Origin of the sequence: Dermacoccus barathri (genome assembly GCF_015070805.1) — a bacterium.
In the GTDB taxonomy this organism is placed as follows: domain Bacteria; phylum Actinomycetota; class Actinomycetes; order Actinomycetales; family Dermatophilaceae; genus Dermacoccus; species Dermacoccus abyssi.
The window spans coordinates 293,557-316,642 of sequence record NZ_JADCTK010000004.1 but is presented as its reverse complement, the minus strand read 5'-3'; the positions used below and the strand labels follow the sequence as shown (position 1 = coordinate 316,642).

At 68.5% G+C, this 23,086-nt stretch carries 18 protein-coding genes; 14 read left to right on the top strand and 4 right to left on the bottom strand.

What is annotated here, in order from left to right; genetic code table 11:
• Positions 1-53: 53 nt before the first annotated feature.
• Both IM689_RS09495 and IM689_RS09490 read right to left on the bottom strand, forming a co-directional pair.
• Positions 54-605 (bottom strand): carboxymuconolactone decarboxylase family protein, encoded by a 552-nt coding sequence (locus tag IM689_RS09495; RefSeq protein ID WP_193643791.1) that lies wholly within the window; start codon positions 603-605, stop codon positions 54-56.
• The gene (locus IM689_RS09490) at positions 602-1,492 is read right to left on the bottom strand and encodes an SDR family NAD(P)-dependent oxidoreductase (protein ID WP_193643790.1); all 891 of its coding nucleotides are present in this window, start codon (positions 1,490-1,492) and stop codon (positions 602-604) included. Before IM689_RS09490 ends, IM689_RS09495 begins: the two co-directional genes overlap by 4 nt.
• A gap of 111 nt (positions 1,493-1,603) precedes the next feature.
• Here IM689_RS09490 and IM689_RS09485 point away from each other — a divergent pair, with 111 nt between their 5' ends.
• The 4 genes from IM689_RS09485 to miaB all read left to right on the top strand — a co-directional run bounded on the left by IM689_RS09485 (position 1,604) and on the right by miaB (position 5,593).
• Positions 1,604-1,837: a DUF3046 domain-containing protein gene (locus tag IM689_RS09485; RefSeq protein ID WP_182434682.1), complete on the top strand. Its 234-nt coding sequence runs from the start codon at positions 1,604-1,606 to the stop codon at positions 1,835-1,837.
• Between the two features lie 284 nt (positions 1,838-2,121).
• Entirely contained in the window at positions 2,122-3,174 is a 1,053-nt protein-coding gene (gene recA / locus IM689_RS09480) for a recombinase RecA (RefSeq protein WP_370633531.1), read from the top strand.
• 52 nt (positions 3,175-3,226) lie between these two features.
• Positions 3,227-4,048, top strand: a complete 822-nt coding sequence (locus tag IM689_RS09475; protein ID WP_193643788.1) for a regulatory protein RecX — start codon at positions 3,227-3,229, stop codon at positions 4,046-4,048.
• Positions 4,049-4,060: 12 nt separating this feature from the next.
• Positions 4,061-5,593 carry a tRNA (N6-isopentenyl adenosine(37)-C2)-methylthiotransferase MiaB gene (gene miaB / locus IM689_RS09470; RefSeq protein WP_193643787.1) on the top strand — a complete coding sequence of 511 codons (1,533 nt, stop codon included), beginning with the start codon at positions 4,061-4,063 and terminating at the stop codon, positions 5,591-5,593.
• 29 nt (positions 5,594-5,622) lie between these two features.
• On the opposite strand, the gene IM689_RS09465 is transcribed toward miaB, so the two are convergent.
• On the bottom strand, positions 5,623-6,531 hold the full coding sequence (locus tag IM689_RS09465; protein ID WP_193643786.1) for a LysR family transcriptional regulator: 909 nt from the start codon (positions 6,529-6,531) through the stop codon (positions 5,623-5,625).
• Positions 6,532-6,595: 64 nt separating this feature from the next.
• Between IM689_RS09465 and IM689_RS09460 the strand changes: the two genes are divergently transcribed.
• The 4 genes from IM689_RS09460 (at position 6,596) to dapF (ending at position 10,700) form a co-directional block, all read left to right on the top strand.
• Entirely contained in the window at positions 6,596-7,855 is a 1,260-nt protein-coding gene (locus IM689_RS09460; RefSeq protein ID WP_193643785.1) for an MFS transporter, read from the top strand.
• Positions 7,856-7,910: 55 nt separating this feature from the next.
• On the top strand, positions 7,911-8,939 hold the full coding sequence (miaA, locus tag IM689_RS09455) for a tRNA (adenosine(37)-N6)-dimethylallyltransferase MiaA (protein WP_319803851.1): 1,029 nt from the start codon (positions 7,911-7,913) through the stop codon (positions 8,937-8,939).
• Between the two features lie 289 nt (positions 8,940-9,228).
• A complete protein-coding gene (locus IM689_RS09450; protein ID WP_193643784.1) occupies positions 9,229-9,750 on the top strand; it encodes a hypothetical protein in 522 nt (173 codons plus the stop codon).
• 86 nt (positions 9,751-9,836) lie between these two features.
• Positions 9,837-10,700, top strand: a complete 864-nt coding sequence (dapF, locus tag IM689_RS09445) for a diaminopimelate epimerase (RefSeq protein WP_193643783.1) — start codon at positions 9,837-9,839, stop codon at positions 10,698-10,700.
• Positions 10,701-10,801: 101 nt separating this feature from the next.
• Here dapF and IM689_RS09440 read toward each other — a convergent pair whose 3' ends face one another.
• On the bottom strand, positions 10,802-11,476 hold the full coding sequence (locus IM689_RS09440) for a class I SAM-dependent methyltransferase (RefSeq protein ID WP_193643782.1): 675 nt from the start codon (positions 11,474-11,476) through the stop codon (positions 10,802-10,804).
• 175 nt (positions 11,477-11,651) lie between these two features.
• On the opposite strand from IM689_RS09440, the gene hflX reads away from it, so the two are divergent.
• From hflX to leuS, 6 genes are all read left to right on the top strand, one after another.
• On the top strand, positions 11,652-13,136 hold the full coding sequence (hflX, locus tag IM689_RS09435) for a GTPase HflX (protein WP_047311406.1): 1,485 nt from the start codon (positions 11,652-11,654) through the stop codon (positions 13,134-13,136).
• A gap of 52 nt (positions 13,137-13,188) precedes the next feature.
• On the top strand, positions 13,189-15,921 hold the full coding sequence (locus IM689_RS09430) for an MGH1-like glycoside hydrolase domain-containing protein (protein ID WP_193643781.1): 2,733 nt from the start codon (positions 13,189-13,191) through the stop codon (positions 15,919-15,921).
• 119 nt (positions 15,922-16,040) lie between these two features.
• Positions 16,041-18,416, top strand: coding sequence for an ATP-dependent DNA helicase (locus tag IM689_RS09425; protein ID WP_193643780.1), 2,376 nt, complete (start codon positions 16,041-16,043; stop codon positions 18,414-18,416).
• A 115-nt stretch (positions 18,417-18,531) separates the two neighbouring features.
• A complete protein-coding gene (gene holA, locus IM689_RS09420; RefSeq protein ID WP_193643779.1) occupies positions 18,532-19,512 on the top strand; it encodes a DNA polymerase III subunit delta in 981 nt (326 codons plus the stop codon).
• 204 nt (positions 19,513-19,716) lie between these two features.
• Positions 19,717-19,977, top strand: coding sequence for a 30S ribosomal protein S20 (rpsT, locus tag IM689_RS09415; RefSeq protein ID WP_047311410.1), 261 nt, complete (start codon positions 19,717-19,719; stop codon positions 19,975-19,977).
• A gap of 229 nt (positions 19,978-20,206) precedes the next feature.
• A complete protein-coding gene (leuS, locus tag IM689_RS09410; protein WP_193643778.1) occupies positions 20,207-23,071 on the top strand; it encodes a leucine--tRNA ligase in 2,865 nt (954 codons plus the stop codon).
• Positions 23,072-23,086: the final 15 nt, after the last annotated feature.

The following is a 23,086-nucleotide window of genomic DNA, read 5'->3' as shown; positions in this document are numbered from 1 at the left end:
CCCCGTCGTCGCGGTGTATACCCGAAGCGCCACCGGCGTCGGTGGGCTCTCAATCACGCCGTGCGTCGGGGCGCATCCGGTTCGACGCGCAGCACACGCAGCGTCGTGGCGAGCATGACGTAGTGGTTGGTGAGCTGGACGAGTTCGATGGCCTCGCGCTCACTGAGCTGACCGCGCACTCGCTGCCAGGTCGCGCCGGTGAGGTCACCCGTGCGGGCCACCTCGTCCGCGGCTGCGAGCACTGTGAGTTCCCGCTCGCTCCACAGCGCCGGGCTGAGGTCGCCCGTGTCGTCGGCGTCGTCGACCTGGGCCGCGCTCAAGCCCGCGCGCTCGCCGAGGTGACGGTGGTGGGCGCTCTCGTAGGCGCACCCAGTGACGGCCGCGACGCGCAGGATGACCGACTCGCTCTCGCGCCGCGTCAGCGTGCCGAACGGCATGAGTGAACCGGCGAACGCGAGCCACCCCCAGAACTGCCGCCGTCCCCGCCCGAGCGTCGTGATGAAGGCCGGTGGCTCGGTTCCTGTGACCCGACCCGCGATCCGCGAGCCCAGCCAGGCGACGGCTCCGATCTCGCGACGGCCGCCGGGTGCGATGCGCGCCGTCATCGTGCGTGCTCCCCGTGACGTGCGCTCGGCCTGCCGTCGGGCTGCGGAGTCGTCCACGGGGCGTCCTCGCTGCGGGCCACCTCGAGGGCTTCGCGCAGGTTGGGAAAGCCCCGCAACTCGACGGCACGCTGGGCCAGATGACGCAGCGGGACGACAGGGCGCACCCACGCCGGGGCGCAGACGGTGCGAGAACGGCGGGCGATACCGCGTTCGATGCGGTCGACGGCCTGGGGCAGGGAGCCGAGGCCACTCAACGTGCCCCGGGACCCGAGCAGGGCGTGCGCTGCTCCCGTGTCGAACCCGCGGGAGGTCATCTCTGTGTCGAGTTCGGCGAAATAGGCGACGCCGACGCGGGCTCCGTTGGGGCGCAGTTCGATGCGTAGGGTGTCGCCGACCGCCTCGACGGCCGCCTTCGACGCCGAGTACGCACCGAGCAACGGTAGGTGCACCGCGGCCGCGAGCGAGGACGTCATGAGGAGGTAGCCGCCGGGGTGCGCCACGTGTCGCGCGGCCGCGCGGGCCGTGTAGTACGCGCCGAGGGTGTTGACCTCGAGCATGCGCTCCATGACACTCGGGTCGCCGCCCGTCATCGGCAGTTGCCGTGCGATGCCGGCGTTCGCGACGACGACGTCGAGGCCGCCGAAGTCGGCTGCGACGCGATCGACGACCTCGTCGACGGCGTCACGGTCGCTGACATCGAGTGCGTACGAAGGGCTGTCGGCGGCCGAAGCAGCCGCTTCGAGCGCGTCGGGCTCGATACCGGTGAACGCGACACGTGCGCCGTGGGAGGCGAGTTGCGTGGCCAGCGCGGCTCCGATGCCACGTGCAGCGCCGGTGACGAGCACTCGGGTTCCGGGGCGGACATGGGCGGGCGTACGTTCCAGCATGTTCTCCACCCTGGCACGCAGGGACGTGGCGCGTCCGCGGAGTTGGGGAGGTCGGCCGTCGGGCAAGGCGCTCGTTTGGCGAACCGAGTGCGGGCGGGAGAGTCTGGGGGAGTGCGTGAGAGTGAGTTCAATCGTCTGATGCTCGGCGAGTTCGGTGATGCCTACGGCCCGATGGTCGCCTCGAGCCACGTGCTCACCGACCTCGGCGGGCGCACCGCGAACGAGGCGCTCGCCGAGGGGGTACCCGCGCGCCGCGTGTGGGAGGCCGTGTGCGACGCCTTCGAGGTGCCGGAGTCGCGCCGTCTGGGTGAGGATCTCCCCATCGTCGAGCGCCCCTTCGAGTAGCCGGGACGCCTCCCGCCACGCCACGCTGCACGTGATCGAACGCGTGTTCTAACTTTCGTGTATCGTCATCCACAGATGCGACGCCGGGGAACCCCCGTCCACAACGTGCGTGGGCTGCCATTGCGGGGTTGTCGGTGTTCGCCTCTAGCGTCTGATTCGACACCAGGTCACCCGCACGTGGACCGAGGGCTCGATCGTCTGTAGGCGCGCTCATCCACGATTCGACGAAGGAGAACGCCATGGCCAAGTCCCAGGCTCCCACCACTTCCCCAGGCGGCGACAAGATGAAGTCGCTCGACACCGTGATGGCTCAGATCGAGAAGGCTCACGGCAAGGGCTCGATCATGCGCCTCGGTGAGGACGTGCGCCCGCCCATCGAGGTCATCCCGACCAGCTCGATCGCGCTCGACGTCGCGCTCGGTATCGGCGGTCTTCCGCGTGGTCGTGTCGTGGAGATCTACGGCCCGGAATCGTCCGGTAAGACGACCGTCGCGCTGCACGCCGTGGCCAACGCCCAGAAGTCCGGCGGCATCGCCGCCTTCATCGACGCCGAGCACGCGCTCGACCCGGAGTACGCCCGCAAGCTGGGCGTCGACACCGACTCGCTCCTCGTCAGCCAGCCCGACACCGGTGAGCAGGCGCTCGAGATCGCCGACATGCTCATCCGCTCCGGTTCGCTCGACATCATCGTCATCGACTCGGTCGCCGCACTCGTGCCCCGCGCCGAGATCGAGGGCGAGATGGGCGACAGCCACGTCGGTCTGCAGGCGCGCCTCATGTCCCAGGCGCTGCGCAAGATCACGGGTGCGCTCAACTCCACCGGCACGACGGCGATCTTCATCAACCAGCTGCGCGAGAAGATCGGTGTCATGTTCGGCTCCCCGGAGACGACCACCGGTGGTAAGGCGCTCAAGTTCTACGCCTCGGTTCGCATCGACGTGCGCCGCATCGAAACGCTCAAGGACGGTTCGGAGCCCGTGGGTAACCGCACCCGCGCCAAGATCGTCAAGAACAAGGTCGCTCCGCCGTTCAAGCAGGCCGAGTTCGACATCCTCTACGGCCAGGGCATCTCCCGTGAGGGTGGTCTCATCGACATGGGTGTCGAGCAGGGCTTCGTGCGCAAGTCTGGTGCTTGGTACACGTACGAAGGAGACCAGCTCGGTCAGGGCAAGGAGAACGCCCGCAACTTCCTCAAGGACAACCCGCAGCTCACCGACGAGCTCGAGCTGAAGATCAAGCGGAAGCTGGGCATCCTCGCCGACCCGGACGCCGAGGACGCGGCAGGCGTTCTCGACCCGGATGCGCCGATCGACGCCGAGGTTGCGGTCGACTTCTGATCGACGCCGGCGCGCGACCGGTAACCCGGCGCGCGCCGACTCGTGCACGCGCATGAACCACCGACCTGACGACGTCGGGCAGTCTCTGGGGCTGCCCGACTTCATCGACCCCTCCGACGTCGTCGAGGCGAGCTTCGACGCATCGACCACCTGGGGTGAGGAGCGCTCGAGCCCGGCATCGGGTGGTTTCGAGCCTCGCGATGATGAGCAGTCGTCTTCGGCCGGTCGGCGAGGCTCCTCGAGTTCGTCCTTCGGCGAGGGCGCACGGTCGTCGGGCCGTGGCGCCAAGGGCAAGGGGCGTAAGAAGAAGCAGCTCACGTGGGCCGAGAAGGCCGAGCGCCGGGAGAAGCGGGCGCAGAAGCGCCGCGAGGAGGAGGCGGCCGAGCGCGAGAAGGATCCGCTGGGGTTTGCTCGCGAGATCGTTCTGCGTCAGCTCACGGCCGCCCCGAAGAGTCGAGCGCAGCTCGCGGACAAGCTGCGCGAGAAGGAGGTCGACGACGACGTGGCGGAAGCCGTGCTCGACCGCATGGAGGACGTGAAGCTCGTCGACGACGAGGCCTACGCGGGCATGCTCGTGCGTTCACAGGTCGCCTCCCGCGGACTGGCGCGCAAGGCGCTCGTGCAGGAGCTCAAGCGCAAGGGCATCACCCCCGAGGTGGCCGAGGGCGCCCTCGAACAGGTCGACGACGACGCCGAGCGCGCCGTCGCCCTCCAACTCGCGCGCAAGAAGATGACAACGATGTCGCGCCTCGACGAACAGACGCAGACGAGGCGTCTCGCCGGGCTCCTCGCCCGCAAGGGATATCCGCCTTCGCTCGTGTGGTCGGTCATCAAGGAAATCCAGGGTTCGGCCGCACCCGACGAGGCGCACTAGAATCGATGGGCCATGGCTAAGACGTATGAGGTGCGCACCCACGGGTGCCAGATGAATGTCCACGACTCCGAGCGCATCTCGGGGCTGCTCGAGCAGGCCGGGTACACCGACTTCGCTGCGGTGCCCGACACCGAGCGCCCGGAGAACCCCGACCTCGTCGTGTTCAACACGTGCGCGGTGCGTGAGAACGCCTCGAACAAGCTGTACGGCAACCTCGGCCACCTGCGCCCGGTCAAGGACAAGACGCCGGGCATGCAGATCGCCGTCGGTGGCTGCCTCGCGCAGAAGGACCGCTCCGACATCGTCAGCCGCGCCCCCTGGGTCGACGTCGTCTTCGGAACGCACAACGTCGGCTCCCTGCCGGTGCTGCTCGAGCGCGCGCGCCACAACGCCGAGGCGCAGGTCGAGATCCTCGAATCCCTCGAGGTCTTCCCCTCGACGCTGCCGACGCGCCGTGACTCTGCCTACTCGGGCTGGGTCTCCATCTCGGTGGGCTGCAACAACACCTGCACGTTCTGCATCGTGCCCGCGTTGCGCGGCAAGGAGAAGGACCGCCGACCCGGCGAGATCCTCAACGAGGTCAAGGCACTCGTCGACCAGGGCGTCGTCGAGATCACCCTGCTCGGCCAGAACGTCAACACCTACGGCGTGGAGTTCGGCGACCGCCAGGCCTTCAGCAAGCTGCTGCGCGCCTGCGGTGAGATCGAAGGCCTCGAGCGGGTCCGGTTCACGAGTCCGCACCCCGCCGCCTTCACCGACGACGTCATCGAGGCCATGGCCGAGACGCCGAACGTCATGCCGAGCCTGCACATGCCCCTGCAGTCGGGCAGTGACAAGGTGCTCAAGGACATGCGTCGCAGCTACCGCAGCAAGAAGTTCCTCGGCATCATCGACAAGGTGCGCGAGCGCATGCCCGACGCCGCCATCACCACCGACATCATCGTCGGCTTCCCCGGCGAGACGGAGGAGGACTTCCAGGGCACGCTCGACGTCGTCGAGAAGTCGCGCTTCAGCTCCGCGTTCACGTTCCAGTACTCCATTCGCCCCGGCACCCCGGCGGCCACGATGGACGGCCAGATCCCCAAGGAAGTCGTGCAGGAGCGCTTCGAGCGCCTCATCGAGCTCCAGGAGCGCGTCTCCTGGGCGGGCAACCGTGAGCAGGAGGGTCGCACGGTCGAGGTGCTCGTCGCCCCGGCCGAGGGCCGCAAGGACGCCGAGACCAACCGCAGGTCGGGCCGTGCCCGCGACAACCGTCTCGTCCACTTCGCCGTTCCCGAGGGAGCCGAGCGCCCCCGCCCGGGCGACATGGTGACGGTCGAGGTCACCTACGGTGCGCCGCACCACCTCGTCGCGGACTCCGGTCTCGATGGGGGCACGTACGACGTGCGTCGCACTCGCGGCGGCGACGCCTGGCAGGCTCTGCAGGACGCGGCCTCAGCGGGAACGCCGGCCGGCGCGGCCAAGCCCGCCGTCGCGCTCGGCATGCCGTCGATCGGCAAGCCGGATACCCCGGCGCCGAGCGCCCCCGCCTGCGACATCGGCTGACGCCGCTCCGCATCCCACGCCACGCGCCCCTACTGCCCGAAAGGTAGTGGGGGCGCTTCCGCGTCGGCGAGCGAACGTGCCACGGCGGGGAGCACCCGATCGGCGGCGCGCACGATGCCGATCTCGCGCGTGAGTGCCGGGTCGCACAGAGTCACGAGGCGCACACCGTCCGCGCCTGATCGACGCTGTTCGCGGGGGAGCAGGGCTACGCCCGGCCCCGCTTCGACGAGCCCGCGCACCGTACCCAACTCCTGGCACTCGGTCCCCAGACGCGGGCGGAATCCGGCCTCGGCGCAGGCCTCGTCGAGCACGCGTCGCATGCCGTAGTGAGCCGGCATGGTGACGAAGGTTTCCTCGGCTGCGTCGCGTAGCGTCACTTCCCCGCGTGAGGCCAACGGGTGGTCTTCGGGAACGGCCAGGGCGATCGGTTGCTGGATGAGAGAGCGCCATTGGAGGCCTTCCTCCACGCGCGGCTTCGGGGAGACGATCCCGACGTCGAGGTCACCTTCGCGCACGAGGCGACAGATCGTCTCGGCGGCGTCCTGCACGAGTTGGAAGCGTGCGTGCGGGTGACTGCGACGCACGTGGCCGAGCAGGTGGGGCACGAGCCAGGGGCCGAAACTGTGGAGGAAGCCGAGGCGCAGTTCGTCGTCGCCCCCGTGCATCTCGGCGATGCGCGCGCGGGCGACGGCCATGGTGAAGTCCGCGCGGCGGGCCGCGTCGACGTAGATGCGTCCGGCGTCGTTGAGGCGCAGCCGCCGCCCCGGTCGATCGAACAACGACGCTCCGAGCGCTGATTCGAGCGTCGCAAGCCTCCGGGAGAGGGTCGGCTGGGTCGTCCCGAGCATCGCCGCGGCATCGGTGACGTTCTCCACCTCGGCCAGGGTCACGATCCAGCTGTGACCTGAGAGAACCTCCGCATCCTGTTCATGCGTCATGTGCATCAGTGTGGCATTGAGAACGTATTTCCGTATGTGGGTCGCCCGGCGCAGAGTGAGGGACATGACAGCGACAGCGGAGACCGAGCAGCACGGGGCGGCACAGCACGCCGATGCACCGCGGGGCTATGTGCGCGGCGACGCCGGCTATACCCGCATCACGACGGCGCTCTTCGCGGCCGGTATGGCGACCTTCGTGTCGATGTACTCGGCGCAGGCCGTCCTGCCCGACCTCTCGCGTGAGTTCGATGCGGCCCCGGCCGTGGCGGCCCTCGCCGTCAGCGCGACGACCGGTGTGCTCGCCTTCGCCATCGTTCCGGCCAGCATCCTCTCGGAACGCTTCGGACGCAGCCGCGTCATGGTCGCCTCGGCGTTGCTCTCCGCGATCATCGGCCTGCTCATTCCTCTCGCGACCTCGCTCGAGGTCGTCCTCGCCGGCCGTGCCCTCCAGGGCCTGACCCTCGCCGGTGTGCCCGCCGTCGCCATGGCCTACCTCGCCGAGGAGGTGGACGGCGCGTCCCTCGGAACGGCCATGGGCCGCTACATCGCAGGGACGACGATCGGTGGGCTGGCCGGACGCATCGTGGCCTCGTTCGCGCTCGACGTCACGACGTGGCGGTGGGCGCTCGAAGCGGCTGCCGTCGTCGCGCTGGCGTTCACCGCCCTCTTCGTGAAGCTCGCTCCGGCGAGCCGCTTCTTCGAACCCAAGCGGATCGGCCTTCGCGCGTCGAGCGCCAATCTGGCCCACCACCTGCGCAACCCGCGCATCATGGCACTCGTGGCTGTTGCCTTCCTCCTCATGGGCGGCTTCGTCTCGATCTACAACGTGCTGGGGTTCCGCCTCCTGCGCGAGCCCTTCGCTCTGCCGCAGGCCGTGGTCGGCCTCGTGTTCTGCCTCTACCTGTCGGGCACGCTCACGTCCGCCTGGGCCGGACGCTTGGCCGACCGATACGGTCGCGGGCCGGTACTCGCCGTCTCGACCCTGACGATGGCTCTCGGCCTGCTCCTCACCTGGTTCGACAACCTCGCGACGCTGCTCGTCGGCATGCTGGCGTTCACCGGTGGATTCTTCGCGGCCCACGCGAGCGCGAGCGGGTGGGTCACGGCCCTCGCAACGCACCATCGCGCCGAGGCGAGCTCGCTCTATCTGTTCGGTTACTACACGGGCTCGTCCGTCATCGGTGCGCTGGCCGGGTGGCCCTTCGCCACGCTGGGATGGGGCGGGACGCTCGTCCTCGTGCTTGCCGCCGTCCTCGCGGCGCTCGGTCTCGCCCTCACCCTGTGGCGTCGCGCGGGCCAGGCGCCGACTCCCGCCGCGGCGTAAGCACCGCCGTGCGCGGCTGGTGCAAGCGTGCTCCGAGCTTTGGGAGAATAGGCGCGTGAACACCCCCGGTACCGATCGAGCGCTCGTGCGACCGCGCGTCATCGCCGTCGTCGGCCCGACGGCAACCGGCAAGAGCGATCTCTCGCTCGACCTTGCCGAGCGACTCGGCGGCGAGATCGTCAACGCGGATGCGTCGCAGTTCTACCGCGGTATGGACATCGGTACGGCCAAGCTGCCTGTGGGGGAGCGGCGCGGCATCCGGCACCACCAGATCGACACCCTCGACATCCTCGACGAGGCGACGATCGCGCGCTTCCAGCGCGAGGCTCGGGCCGACATTCAAGGGGTGCTGGCTCGCGGCAACGTTCCGATCGTCGTGGGCGGCTCCGGCCTCTACCTGCGGGCCGCGCTCGACGTCCTGGAGATCCCGCCGACCGATCCGCAGGTACGAGCCCACTTCGAGCAGCGCCTCGAGGACGAGGGCTCAGGCGCCCTTCACCGGGAGTTGGCCGAGCAGGATCCCGCGGCGGCTGCCGACATCCTTGCGAGCAACGGGCGCAGGGTCGTGCGCGCGCTCGAGGTGATCGCGTTGACCGGACGCCCCTTCAGCGCCACGGCGCCGACGAAAACCTTCCTCGAACCGACGATCGTGCTCGGCCTCCAGGCCGACCCGACGGAACTCGTGACCCGCATCGAGCGACGTGTCGATCTCATGTGGGAGTGCGGGTTGCTCGACGAGGTGCGTGAACTCGACGCCCGAGGCCTGCGCAACGGGCGGACGGCGAGCCGGGCCATCGGCTACTCCCAGGCGCTCGAGCACCTCGACGGCCTTCTCGACGAGCGGGCCGCGAAGGAGGCGGCGGCGATCGCGACGCGCCAGTTCGCCCGTCGTCAGCGCGCTTGGTTCCGCCCGGATCCGCGGCCGGTGTGGCTGCCCTACGACGCACCCGATCTCCTCGCCCGCGCCATGGCGGAGGTCGACGGCTACAGCCCGGCGCGGCACGGAGTCGCCGTGAGCCATTCTCAAGCGCGGGTGGTTGATCGTTCTCGCGCCTCGAAGAGTGGGAAACGATGCGGTGAGTGAAAATGTCTCTTTCGAAATTTCCTCGGATGTCCCAGTTCGATTAGCAAGTGCTGCCGCCATATTTCGGAGCCTGGAGTCTGATATATCGAAATTCGTGAGCCATTCGTCCACGTGGGCGCCCGCCTGGGTAGCTTCGACCGGGACGGAGGTCGTCCTCACCGTTGCTGAACCCGATCTGCCCAAGTTCCCCACGGATTGGGCCGTGCGGTTCGGTCACGCCGTCCATGACCTTCGTGCAGCCTTGGATCATCTCATGCAACAGGTGTGCATGTTGGAAGGGGCTGTGCCCGTGGACATTCGGAAGGTTCAGTTTCCCATCGCTGGGAGTGGAAAGGAATGGCGGAATGCGCGCAAGTGGCTAAGTTCTATGCCCGCAACCCTGCTTGACCGCGTTGAGCAACTGCAGCCGCTGAAGAGCGACAATGATGTCACGCGGGGTCTTTCCCTGCTTAACGACATCGCTGTTCGAGATAAACACTATGAACTCATCCCGATGAATCCAGGCCCTGGGGCGGTCGAGTTGGAGACGCTGCGCAGTCGGGCATCTTCCGCTTCGGAAGAAGCAAAGAATGCGCCGTGGTTGCGTCTGACATTCGACACCGACGCGAGTTCCGGCGAGTTCCCTTCGGAATGCGAGGTTGTTGTCTCCTCATCGCCACTGTTTGTGATGAGCCGCCGCTGTGCCCCATTTTCGATGGTGATGAGGTACCTGCACTCTGCAACCGCCGCAGCCGTTCATTTCATTGCAAGTGGGGTGATGGAGATCGAAATGGTTCCTGAGCCTGATTGGGCATATTTCTTTAAAGGCTGAAGTGAAGCATTTCTTGTGCTAGTCAAGTCCGAGCGACGTCGCATCCGGCGGGTACTGGTCCGACGGGGGTGTGACACGATGAGCGCGTGACGCGCATTCCATTCACCAAGGGCCACGGCACGCAGAACGACTTCGTCCTCGTGCCCGATCATGACGGCACCCTCGACCTCAGCGTCGACGACGTCGCCTTCCTGTGTGACCGCCGCGCCGGCATTGGCGGCGATGGCATGATCCGCGTCGTGCGCACGGCTGCGGTGCCCGAGGTCGCGGCGCTCGCCGGAGAGGTTGAGTGGTTCATGGACTACCGCAACGCCGACGGGTCGCTCGCCGAGATGTGCGGCAACGGAACGCGCGTCTTCGCCGAATACCTGCGCTCGCGCGGACTCGTCGCGAGCGAGCAGTTCGCCATCGCGACGCGCGCCGGCGTCAAGGAGATGGTGGCCGTCCCGCACGGCTGGGCCGTCGAGCTCGGCCAGTGGCGCCTCGCCCGGGAAGAGGAGGCCGAGCGCCGCGGTATGGACTCCGTCGTCCAGGTCCACGGTTCGCCCGACCCCTTGCCCGCGCTCAGCCTCGACCTCGGCAACCCGCACACCGTCGTCGCGCTACCTCCGTCGGTGCACCTGGGCTCCCTCGAGCTGCACGAGGCACCGCACGTCGACCCTCACCCGGAGCACGGCAGCAACGTCGAGTTCGTCCATGCGATCGAGCACGCCCACATCAGCATGCGCGTGCACGAGCGCGGCAGCGGCGAGACGCGCTCGTGCGGCACCGGCGCTGCGGCCGCGGCCATCGCGACGTGGTGGTGGGGCGGCAAGCCCGAGGGCCAGCTCGACTGGAAGGTCGACGTCCTCGGCGGCACGCTCGGCGTGCACATCAAGGGCGACGAGGTTGCGCTCTCGGGTCCGGCTCAGCTTGTCGCCGACGGTGAGGTCGACCTGCCGCAACGCTGAGTCGAAGGGTCGAGCAACGCTCGAAGTCTGGTCGGCGAAACAGTCTGCGTCCCAACGGGAAACCTGGTCAGCGAGGGCGCATCCGCGCGCCGCTCAGCGGCCTAGATGTCGGTGTTCGACGCCGGCGCTCCGGTGTCCTCCACAGCCTCCAAGGGCGTAGGTCCGCCGTCGGACGTGCGCACGACTTCGAGAATGCGGAAGCCTTTGACCGATGTCAGGCGCGTGACCTCGTAGGCGTCGCCCAACTGCTCCACGAGCCACTTCGCCAGTGAGTCCGAGCCGAGGTTGCGCTGGACGACGAGGTAGGCGCGCCCGCCGACGACGAGGCGGGGTAGCCACGTGAGCAGCATGGAGTGCAGCACCTTCTTGCCCACCCTGATCGGCGGGTTGGACCAGATGAGATCGAACCGAACGTCGGCCGGAACCTGCGACGGGCGAGCGGTCGTCACGTTTGAACACCCCTGAGCCGCAACGTTCGTCGCGCACAGGTCGAGGGCGCGTTCGTTGACGTCCACCGCCCACACGTGCGCATCCGGGCTCTCCAACGCGAGCGTCGTCGCGATCGGCCCCCAGCCGCACCCCATGTCCAGGAAAGTGCCTGCCTCGGGCGGCGCCGGTGCGTGGTTGAGAAGAACAGCAGTGCCCGAGTCGAGACGGTCGGGGCAGAAGACACCGGGTGCGGTCTGCATGGCGACGCTGCGCCCGGCCAGGCGCAAGGTGAGGGTGCGCCGTTCGTCGGGTGACGCCGGCTCCGCAGAGAAGTAGTGATCGCTCATCACGGCACAGCCTACGACCGCCGCATTGGCTCGAGAACCGGCGCGGGAGCGGAGAACTCCGCCCGGGCGCGTCGCAACCGCGGGAGTAAATCGCTGGCCTCGCTCGTTGAACCCTGCAACGATCGAACTCTGCGCGTCACCTCGACCGCAACGACGTACAACGTGAGGATCAGCCCTGAACGAGCGCAACCCCGCCGACTTCCTTTCCCGCCGAGCCCAGGCGCTTGCGGACGGCGACGACGCAACGGTCGTCTACGACGACCGCGGATTTGTCGTCGACTCCTACGACGGTGACCAGATCGAGCGCGAAGAGCGCGCCGCTCTGCGCCGTGTGCACGGCCTGTCGACGGAGCTCGAGGACGTCTCCGAGGTCGAGTACCGCCAGTTGCGCCTCGAGCGCGTCGTCCTGGCGGGCGTCTGGTCCGAGGGTTCGAGCGAGGACGCCGAGAACTCCCTGCGTGAGCTCGCCGCTCTCGCGGAGACGGCTGGCTCCCAGGTGCTCGCGGGCGTCGTCCAGCGTCGCCTGCGCCCCGACCCGGGCACCTGGCTCGGTAAGGGCAAGGCCGAGGAACTCAAGGAGATCGTCGTCGCCGAAGGCGCCGACACCGTCATCGCCAACGGCGAACTCGCCCCGAGCCAGCGCCGCGCCCTCGAGGACGTCGTCAAGGTGAAGGTCATCGACCGCACCGCGCTCATCCTCGACATCTTCGCCCAGCACGCGAAGAGCAAGGAGGGCAAGGCCCAGGTCGAGCTGGCTCAGATGCAGTACCTCCTGCCGCGTCTTCGCGGTTGGGGTGAGTCGATGTCGCGTCAGGCCGGTGGTCAGGCCGCGGGTGGCCAGGGCATGGGGTCGCGCGGTCCGGGTGAGACGAAGATCGAACTCGACCGCCGTCGCATCAACACGCGCATGGCCAAGCTGCGCCGCGAGATCGCGGAGATGAAGACGACCCGCGACACCAAGCGCAGCGGGCGCCGCAACAACAACGTGCCGAGCGTCGCCATCGCCGGTTACACGAACGCCGGCAAGAGTTCGATCCTCAACCGCCTCACCAACGCCGGTGTGCTCGTGCAGAACCAGCTGTTCGCCACGCTCGACCCGACGGTCCGCCGCGCCGAGACGCCGGACGGGCGCGGTTACACGCTGGCCGACACCGTCGGCTTCGTGCGCGACCTGCCGCACCAACTCGTCGAGGCCTTCCGCTCGACGCTGGAGGAAGTGGCCGACGCCGACCTGCTCCTGCACGTCGTCGACGGCTCCCACCCCGACCCGGAGTCGCAGATCTCCGCGGTGCGCGAGGTGCTCGCCGACGTCGACGCGAGCGATGTCAAGGAAGTCATCGTCATCAACAAGGCCGACATCGCCGCCCCCGACGTCATCGACCGCCTGATGCGCCACGAGAAGCACTGCATCGCCGTGTCGGCTCGTACCGGCGAGGGGCTGCCCGAACTGCTGCAACTCATCGCCGACGAACTGCCCCACCCCGACGTGCGGGTCGAACTCCTGCTGCCGTACGAGCGAGGTGACCTCCTCAGCCGCGTGCACGCCGACGGTGACGTGCTCGGCGTCGAGCACCGGCCCGAGGGCACCCACGTGCACGCCAAGGTGACGAAGGAACTGGCCGGCGAGTTGGAGCCGTACCTGACGTCCAGCGTCGCCTGAGCGTCGCGCCACGGATTCGTCGCACCCCAGCGGGCCTCAATAGGATGCGCTCGTGAGTTCGTCTTCCCGCACCACGGCCACCGCCGAACACCGCCGTCTGGCCCAGGCACCGAAGGACAGCGACCCGTGGCGCCTGTGGGGGCCGTACATGGCCGCTCGCCAGTGGGGCACGGTCCGTGAGGACTACTCTGCCGACGGCAACGCGTGGGCTTACCTGCCGTTCGACCACGCCCACCAGCGCGCCTACCGCTGGGGCGAGGACGGACTGGCGGGTCTGTGCGACCGCTTCGGGTTCTTCAACGTCTCGCTGGCGTTGTGGAACGGTGAGGACGACCGCCTCAAGGAACGTCTGTTCGGCCTGACGAACGGTGAAGGCAACCACGGCGAGGACGTCAAGGAGGTCTGGTGGCCCACCGACGCCACCCCCACCCACTCCTACGGCACGTGGCTCTATCGCTACCCACAGGCCGCGTTCCCGTACAACCACCTGCGCGCCGAGGCCGCCTCGCGCGGGCGAACCGACGACGAGTACGAGCTCATCGACACGGGAGTCTTCGACGAGAACCGCTTCTTCGACATCGAGGTCACGCACGCCAAGGCGAACCCGACCGACATCTGCCTCGAGTACACCGCGACGAACCACGGCCCCGTCGCCGCGCCGCTCGACTTCGTGCCGCAGGCGTGGTTCCGCAACACGTGGTCGTGGGGACGAGACGAGCGTGAACCCTCGATCTCCCTCGTCACGGAGAACTGCGTGCGCGCCGAACACGGCTGGCTCGGCGACTACGAACTGCACGCCGACGGCGAGCCGCGCATCATCTTCTGTGACAACGAGACGAACGAGATCGCCGTGTTCGGCGCGGAGACCAACCCTCGTGAGCTGACGAAGGACGGCATCAACCAGCGCATCGTGTCGGGGGAGAGCGACGGCATCCGCCTCGACCACGGCACGAAGGTCGGCTTCTGGTACCACTTCGAGGCCATCGCGCCGGGTGAGAGCGTCACCGTGCGGCTGCGTCTGCGCGGCGTCGGGCGCTCGAGCGCCCACCAGCCCAAGGGAACCGCCCACCAGGAGCCGGTGCCCGGCGACCCGGCCTTCGGTGAGGGCTTCGACATCGTCCGTCGGGTGCGCGCCGAGGAGGCCGACGAGTTCTACGCCGCGGTCATCCCGGCCACGGTGAGCGACGACGACCGTCACATTGCCCGTCGCGCTTTCGCGGGCCTCTTGTGGGGCAAGCAGCTCTACCGCTACTACGTCGAGGAATGGCTCGAGGGCGACCCGGCCGTCAAGGCGCCGCCGCGTGAGCGCGTCACCGGCGTCGAGGGCCGACACGGACGCAACGTCGGCTGGCGCCACCTCGCCCTGGCCGACGTCATCTCGATGCCGGACGAGTGGGAGTACCCCTGGTTCGCCGCGTGGGATCTGGCGTTCCACACCGTGCCGCTCGCGCACATCGACCCCGAGTTCGCCAAGCACCAGCTCGTGCTCATGTGCCGGGAGTGGGCCCAGCACCCCAACGGTCAGCTGCCCGCGTACGAATGGGCCTTCGAGGACGTCAACCCGCCCGTCCACGCGTGGGCCTGCTGGCAGGTCTACGCCATCGACGGCGGACAGGACCAGGCCTTCCTCATCCAGGTCTTCAACAAGCTGCTTCTCAATTTCTCGTGGTGGGTCAACCGCAAGGACGCCGAGGGCTCCTACCTCTTCGAGGGCGGCTTCCTCGGCATGGACAACATCGCGCTGTTCGACCGCTCGACCGCCGTGCCCCCGGGCTACAAGCTGGAGCAGTCCGACGCGACGAGCTGGATGGCGTTCTTCTCGCTGTCGATGCTGCGCATGGCCCTCGAACTCGCGCGCCACGAGCGGGCCTACGACAACACGGCCACGACGTTCCTGCAGTACTTCATCAACCTTGCCCACGCGATGGACCGCACGACGCCGGAGAAGGTGTCGAGCCTGTGGAACGAGGAGGACGGCTTCTTCTACGACGCCCTCCAGCGCGAGGACGGCGAGATCATCCAGCTGCGCGTTCGCTCGATGGTCGGCCTGCTGCCGCTCATGGCCGTGCTCATCGCCCCGAGTTGGGTGCAGCACGAACTGCCCGACTTCGTGCGCGAGGTCGAGTGGATGATGGAGCGCGAGCCGGCCATGATGAAGGCCATCACGCAGGCCGAGGCCGACTCCGGCGGCGAGAAGCTGACGTTGACGCTCATCTCCAAGCGACGCCGCGGCCTGCTGCTCGAACGACTCTTCGACGAGAACGAGTTCCTCTCCGAGTTCGGTATCCGTTCGCTGTCCGCGGCCTACCGCGAGGAGTACACGGCGGAGATCGGCGGACGCTCGATGTCGATCCGCTACACCCCCGGAGAGTCCGACATCGACCTGTTCGGCGGCAACTCCAACTGGCGTGGGCCGGTGTGGTTCCCGGTCAACTTCCTCGTCGTCGACTCGCTGCGTCTGTACGCCGCGTCGGCGGAGGGCGACGTCGAGTACGAGTACCCAACCGGATCGGGGCGGATGGTCAAGCTGTCCGAGATCGTCTCCGACCTCGAGGACCGGCTCGTCAATCTCTTCCGTCTCGGACCCAACGGCCGCCCGGGCGACCAGCGTGAGTACCCGAACGGGCCGCTGTGGGACGAGCACGTCACGTTCAGCGAGTACTTCCACGGCGACACCGGCGTCGGCCTCGGCGCCGCGCACCAGACGGGGTGGACGGCGCTCGTGGCGCACTACATTTGCTCCGATCACGCGCCGCACCTGCCGGGGGTTCTGCCCGGCGAGTGAGCCGCATGCGGTGGCCTGTGCGGGCGTCGTCCACAGGGACGACGCCCGCACAGTCGTTTCCACAGCCGTGCCCGCGTCGCGACTCGGAGGGCGTCCCGGTGCTGCCATAGGGTGGGCGCATGCCCGAACTGCCCTCGCTCGACGAACTCATGTCCGCGGCCGTCTCCGGCGTCGGCGGCGTCCCGCGGCCGGGGCAGTCGACGATGGCGAACGCCGTCCAGGAGGCCATCGAGCGCGACGAGCACCTGCTCGTGCAGGCGGGTACGGGCACGGGAAAGTCGCTGGCTTACCTCGTGCCCGCGATCCGTCACGCGTTCGAGGTGAACAAGCCGGCCATCGTGGCCACGGCGACGCTCGCCCTCCAGGCGCAGATCGTCGATCGCGACATGCCGCGCCTCGCCGACGCGCTCGAACCGCTGCTCGGGCGCCGGCCCACGTACGCGCTCGTCAAGGGGCGGCGTAACTACCTGTGCCAGCACAAGCTCACCGGTGGCTACCCGGACGACGACGAGGGCACGCTCATGGGCGTCGGCCAGGTCGACGAACACGCCGGACGCACCGGCCGCGAGGTCGTGCGCCTGCGGGAGTGGGCCGACGAGACCGAATCCGGCGACCGCGACGAACTCGTGCCCGGCGTGTCCGAGAGGGCGTGGCGCCAGGTCTCCGTCTCGAGCCACGAGTGCCTCGGCAGCAAGTGCCCCGTCGTCGAGGACTGCTTCGTCGAAATGGCGCGCGCCGACGCGAAGGAGGTCGACGTCGTCGTGACGAACCACTCCTTCATGGCGATCGACGCCTTCGAGGGGCGCCAGATGCTGCCCGAGCACGACTTGCTCGTCGTCGACGAGGCCCACGAGCTCGTCGACCGCGTCACCGCGACCATCACCGACGAACTGACGACCGGAACGATCAACGCGGCCGCCAAGCGCTGTGGCCGCCTCGCCGAGACCGACGACCTCAAGCGCGGGGCCGAGGTGCTGGGCGAGGCACTCGAGCAACACCAGGAAGGGCGGCTGCTCGGAGTCTCCGACGTTCTCGAGGCGGCCCTGCGCACGATTCTGGACGCCTCACGTTCCATCGCCTCGGAACTGAAGCCGAAGAACCCGCAGGACAACGACGGCGTTCGCCAGATGGCTCGAGCCGCGATCGACGAGATCTTCGAGACGTGCGAACGCATCCTCGAGGAGCGGGAGCTCGACGTCCTGTGGGTCTCCCACAACCAGCGCACCGGCGTCTCCGCGCTGCGTGTCGCGCCGATGAGCGTGGCCATGCTCATGCGGGACAAGATCTTCGGTGAGCGATCGGTCGTCATGACGTCGGCCACCCTCGAACTCGGTGGCTCGTTCGACGCCGTGGCCGGAACCCTCGGCCTGCGCGGAGCGGGCGGCCCGCAGTGGAAGGGCCTCGACGTCGGCTCGCCGTTCGACTACCCCAAGCAGGGCATCGCCTACGTCGCCCAGCACCTTCCTCCGCCCGGGCGTGACGGACTCTCACCGCAGGCCCTCGACGAGATCGAGACGCTCGTGCGCGCGGCCGGTGGACGCACGCTCGGCCTCTTCTCCTCGATGCGCGCCGCCCAGGCCGCCGCCGAGGCGATGCGGGAGCGCTTCGGCGACGAGATCCCCGTGCTGTGCCAGGGCGAGGACCAGATGGGCACCCTCGTGCGCACCTTCGCCGCCGACGCCCGCACGTGCCTTTTCGGCACGCTGACGCTGTGGCAGGGCGTCGATGTGCCCGGAAGCAGCCTCCAACTCGTCATTATCGACCGCATCCCGTTCCCGCGACCGGACGACCCCCTCGCCTCGGCTCGCTCGCAGGCCATCGCGAAGATGGGCGGCAACGGGTTCATGGCCGTCTCGGCCACCCACGCCGCGCTGCGCCTCGCGCAGGGCGCCGGGCGCCTCATCCGGCACACCGACGACCGTGGCGTCGTCGCGTTCCTCGACTCGCGCATGATGACGGCCCGCTACGCCGGTTTCCTCCAGCGCTCGTTGCCGCCGTTCTGGCCGACCACCGATCGTGCGCTCATCCTCAAGGCGCTCGCTCGTCTCGACGAGAACGCCCCGGACGTCACCCCTCCGCCGGCGGCCGGTACGCGCTCGACGAAGCAGCCGTCGGTTCCCAGCCCCTGGTCGAGTTCCGTCCGCTCGTCGGGCGCTTCGTCGGCGTCCTCGGCAGCGTCGTCGGGGTTGTCGGCAGGTTCCTCGGCGGACGCGAAGGAGCGGGCGCTCGCCGCCGCAGCGGCAGCCGGCGTCAGCGGCATGGGGACGGCCAGCGCCATCAAGGCACCGACCAAGCCGACGCCGCCTCCGGTCGACGACACGGCCCGAACCGCCGTCACCGGCGGCGAGGCGTGGACGGCGGAGTCCGACGAGGAACTGCGCGAGGGCGTCAGCATGGGCCTGTCAGCCGAAGAGCTGGCCGACCACCTCGAACTCTCGGCGGAGTCGGTGCTCGCCCGTTGCGCGCAACTCGGCATCCGCCCGGCGGGGGAGTGACGTGCGCTGTGAGCAGCATGACGATCGGGGTGTTCGTCTCGCGAGGTGTGCTTCCCACGTCGCTGGTGCACCGGTCGGCGCCCCGGTTGTCGGTGGCCGGTGAGAGGCTGACGCCATGAACGAATCGTCGGCGCTGCCTCAGCTGGTGCTCATCACCGGCCCCGAGCGCGTGCTCGCGCAACGAGCGCTCTCCCACGTGCTCGAGGCCCTCGGTTCGAGCCACCCCGACGCGGAGGTCATCCGCCTCGACGCGCTCGAGTACGAGCCGGGCCGGCTGACGATGGACCTGTCGCCGAGCCTGTTCGGCGGGCACCGCGTCGTCGTCGTGCGCGACCTCGACGAGGCCACCGATCCGCTCGTCGACGAACTCTCCGACGTGCTCAAGCATCCGCTCGACGACGCGCACCTCGTCGTCCTCCACCAGGGCGGCAACCGCGCCAAGCGTGTCCTCGAAGCGATGAAGAAGGCGAAGGCGCACGTCATCGAGGCGCCGGCCATGAAGTCGGACCGCGACAAGTCGGCCTTCATCACGAACGAATTCCGTATCGCGCGCCGCAAGATCACCCCCGAGGCCGTGCGGGCGTTGCTCGAGGCAGCGGGCAAGGACACGTCGGAGCTGGCTGCGGCGTGCAAGCAACTCGTCGACGACACGACGGGCGTGGTCGACGAGAACGTCGTCGCCACCTATCACTCGGGCAAGGTCGAGGCCACGGGCTTCCGGGTTGCCGACGCCGCCATCGCCGGCAATGCTCCCGAAGCGCTTCGACTCCTGCGTCACGCGTTCGCCTCCGGGCTCGACCCGGTTCCGGTCGTGGCGGTCCTCGCCTCACAGCTGCGGCAGGTTGCCAAGGTGGCCACCGCCGGGGGAGGACGCAGCGCTGAACTCGCCAAGCAGCTCGGTATGCCCCCGTGGCAGATCGATCGTGCCCGCGGCGCGTCGCGCGGCTGGGACGGTGTCAGGTTGGGCCGCGCGATTCAGACCGTGGCTGCGGCCGACTTCGCCGTCAAGGGCGGCGGGCGCGATCCGCAGTACGCCGTCGAGCACGCCGTGCTCGAGATCTGCAAGCAGCGTCACGCGCCGCCCGAGCGAGGCTGAAGCTGGTCGGACACCGAGCGCTTCGGCCGATTGCGTGCCCGCGGGGTCCGGCTGGTAAGTTTGGACGAGTGCGTGTGGGCTCAGGTCGTGCGCACACGCAAGCAGTAACCAGCGGTCTCTCATCGCCAGGTGTCCCCACGCCATATCCGAGAGGCCGACTGTCGCCCTCACGACAGAATCATTCGACCGAAGAAGTGAGTTTTCGTGGCAAACATCAAGTCGCAGATGAAGCGGATCAAGACGAACGCTGTTCGTACGGAGCGCAACAAGTCCTACAAGGCTGAGCTGCGTACCTGGATCCGCAAGTTCCGCGCCGAGGTCGAGGCCGGTAACAAGGACGCCGCTACCACGGCCCTTGCTGCCGCTTCGAAGAAGCTGGACAAGGCTGTCTCCAAGGGAGTCATCCACAAGAACCAGGCCGCCAACAAGAAGTCGGCCATGGCGAAGCAGCTCAACAACCTCTGAGTTCTTCCGTGAGTCCTCACGAGGACTCAGCACGACGAAGGGTCGTCACCGTCCGCGGTGACGACCCTTCGATGTTGAGCGGGGACCGCGGCACAGGTGCCGCGTTTCCGAGGCAACATCGAAGGTCGCCAGAGCCCGGTGCCCGGGCGGCGACGGCGGCTGCTGACATAATGACGGGCGAACAATCCGGCGTCGCGCTGACGCCGTACGACGCGAGTGAGGTACTTCCTTGAGCGACACCGAGCACGGCCACCGCTACACCGCCGAACTGGCGGGGCAGATCGAGAAGCAGTGGCAGGACGTGTGGGAGGAGCAGGGAACCTTCGAGGCCCCCAACCCCACGGGGCCGTGGGCCGACCCGCAGGGCGTGGCCGAGCGCGAGAAGGTCATGATCCAGGACATGTTCCCCTACCCCTCCGGTGCGGGACTGCACGTCGGGCACCCGCTCGGCTACATCGCCACCGACGTCTACGCGCGCTACCAGCGCACCCAGGGCAAGAACGTCCTCTACACCCTCGGTTACGACGCGTTCGGCCTGCCGGCAGAGCAGTACGCCGTCCAGACCGGCCAGCACCCGCGCAAGACGACCGAGGACAACATGGTCAACATGCGTCGCCAGCTGCGTCAGCTCGGGCTGTCGCACGACATGCGTCGCACCTTCGCCACGATCGAGCCGTCCTACTACAAGTGGACGCAGTGGATCTTCCTGCAGATCTTCAACGCCTGGTACGACGAGGACGCGGGTAAGGCCCGTCCGATCGACACGCTCGTCGAAGCCCTCGAAAGTGGTCGCGTCGCCACGCCGGACGGCCGCGCATGGGCCGAACTGGACGCCACCGAGCGCGCCGCTGCCGTCAACGCCCGTCGCCTCGCGTACAAGTCGGACGCTCCGGTCAACTGGTCGCCCGGCCTCGGCACTGTCGTGGCGAACGAGGAGGTGACGGCCGACGGCCGCACCGAGCGCGGCAACTTCCCGGTCTTCAAGCGCAATCTGCCGCAGTGGATGATGCGTATCACCGCCTACGCCGACCGCCTCGTCGACGACCTCGAGCGCCTCGACTGGCCGGAGTCGATCAAGCTGCAGCAGCGCAACTGGATCGGTCGCAGCAACGGCGCGAGCATCCGCTTCGACGTCGAGAACCACGAGGGCGCTCAGCTCGAGGTCTTCACGACGCGCCCCGACACGATCTTCGGCGCGACGTTCATGGTGGTCGCCCCGGAGCATCCGCTCGTCGACACGCTCGTGCCCGACACGTGGCCCGAGGGCACGAAGGACGCATGGAGCGGGGGCGCGACCAGCCCGCGCGAGGCCGTCGACACCTATCGTCGTGAGGCCTCCCGCAAGAGCGACCTCGAGCGTCAGACCGGCGAGAAGGGCAAGACCGGTGTCTTCACCGGTGCCTTCGTCACGAACCCGGTGACGGGTCGACGCATGCCCGTCTTCGTCGCCGACTACGTCCTCATGGGCTACGGCACCGGCGCCATCATGGCCGTGCCCGCGCAGGACGAGCGCGACTGGGACTTCGCGGCCGCGTACGACCTCGACGTCATCCGCACCGTGCAGCCGTCCGAGGGCCACCCGGAGAACAAGCCGTTCACCGGCGCGGGCGTCGCCATCAACTCGGCCACCTCGGGCCTCAGCCTCGACGGGCTCGGCATCGAGGACGCCAAGGTCAAGATCATCGAGTGGCTCGAGGCGAACGAGCGCGGAAGCGGCACGACGACCTACCGCCTGCGCGACTGGCTGTTCAGCCGCCAGCGCTACTGGGGCGAGCCCTTCCCGGTGGTCTACGACGAGAACGGCGAGGCGCACGCCCTGCCGGAGTCGATGCTGCCGGTCGAACTGCCCGACGTCGCGGACTACTCGCCGAAGACCTACGACCCGGAGGACGCCCAGTCCATGCCGGAGTCGCCCTTGTCGCGTGCGAGCGAGTGGGTGAGCGTCGAGCTCGACCTCGGTGACGGTCCGAAGACGTACACGCGCGAGACGAACACGATGCCCAACTGGGCCGGTTCGTGCTGGTACGAACTGCGTTACGCAGACCCCGCAAACGACGAGCGCTTCGTCGACACGGGCTGTGAGGAGTACTGGCTCGGCAAGGGCCGCGGCTTCGGCAAGGGCGTCGCGAACGACCCGGGCGGCGTCGACCTCTACGTCGGCGGCGCCGAGCACGCCGTCCTGCACCTGTTGTACGCGCGTTTTTGGCACAAGGTGTTGTTCGACCTCGGCCTCATCTCGAGCGATGAGCCATTCCGCAAGCTCTACAACCAGGGCATGGTGCAGGCCTTCGCGTACCGTGACGGGCGCGGCCAGCCGGTGCCGGCTGCCGAGGTCACCGAGCGCGAGGTCGACGGCGAGACGGTGTTCGAGTGGCAGGGCGAGCGCGTCACCCGTGAGTACGGGAAGATGGGCAAGTCGCTCAAGAACGTCGTCACGCCGGACGAGATGTGCGACGCGTTCGGCGCCGACACCTTCCGCGTCTACGAGATGTCGATGGGCCCCCTCGACGCGTCGCGTCCGTGGGAGACCCGTGCCGCCGTCGGCTCGCAGCGCTTCCTGCAGCGTCTGTGGCGCAACGTCGTCGACGAGGGCAGCGGCGAGGTCACCGTCACCGATGCGCCGATGGATGACGCCACGAAGCGCGCACTCCACCAGACGATCGACGCGGTGAGCGCCGACTTCGAGAACCTGCGTTTCAACACGGCGGTCGCTCGACTCATCGAGCTCAACAACACGCTGACGAAGCTCGACGCCGTGCCGCGCGAGGCGGCCGAGGCGCTCGTGCTCATGACGGCGCCGCTGGCCCCGCACATCGGTGAGGAGCTGTGGAAGCGCCTGGGTCACGACACGACGCTGGCGTTCGAGCCGTTCCCGGTCGCCGACCCGGCGTTCCTCGTGCAGGACACCGTTGTGGCCGTCGTCCAGGTGGCCGGAAAGGTGCGCGATCGCCTCGACGTCGCCGCCGACATCAGCGAAGCCGACCTCGAGGCCGCAGCCATGGCGAGCGAGCGAGTGCAGTCGTTCCTCGAGGGCAAGACGGTTCGCAAGGTCATCGTCCGAGCTCCCAAGCTCGTCAACATCGTCGCGAACTGATGGCTGCGCGACGGC

Coding starts and splice junctions, on each gene's coding strand:
- recA (WP_370633531.1), top strand. CDS start 2,122: ATGAAGTCGCTCGACACCGTGATGGCTCAGATCGAGAAGGCTCACGGC.
- IM689_RS09425 (WP_193643780.1), top strand. CDS start 16,041: ATGCCCGAACTGCCCTCGCTCGACGAACTCATGTCCGCGGCCGTCTCC.
- IM689_RS09490 (WP_193643790.1), bottom strand. CDS start 1,492: ATGCTGGAACGTACGCCCGCCCATGTCCGCCCCGGAACCCGAGTGCTC.
- IM689_RS09460 (WP_193643785.1), top strand. CDS start 6,596: ATGACAGCGACAGCGGAGACCGAGCAGCACGGGGCGGCACAGCACGCC.
- holA (WP_193643779.1), top strand. CDS start 18,532: ATGAACGAATCGTCGGCGCTGCCTCAGCTGGTGCTCATCACCGGCCCC.
- IM689_RS09440 (WP_193643782.1), bottom strand. CDS start 11,476: ATGAGCGATCACTACTTCTCTGCGGAGCCGGCGTCACCCGACGAACGG.
- IM689_RS09475 (WP_193643788.1), top strand. CDS start 3,227: ATGAACCACCGACCTGACGACGTCGGGCAGTCTCTGGGGCTGCCCGAC.
- IM689_RS09495 (WP_193643791.1), bottom strand. CDS start 605: ATGACGGCGCGCATCGCACCCGGCGGCCGTCGCGAGATCGGAGCCGTC.
- IM689_RS09465 (WP_193643786.1), bottom strand. CDS start 6,531: ATGACGCATGAACAGGATGCGGAGGTTCTCTCAGGTCACAGCTGGATC.
- miaB (WP_193643787.1), top strand. CDS start 4,061: ATGGCTAAGACGTATGAGGTGCGCACCCACGGGTGCCAGATGAATGTC.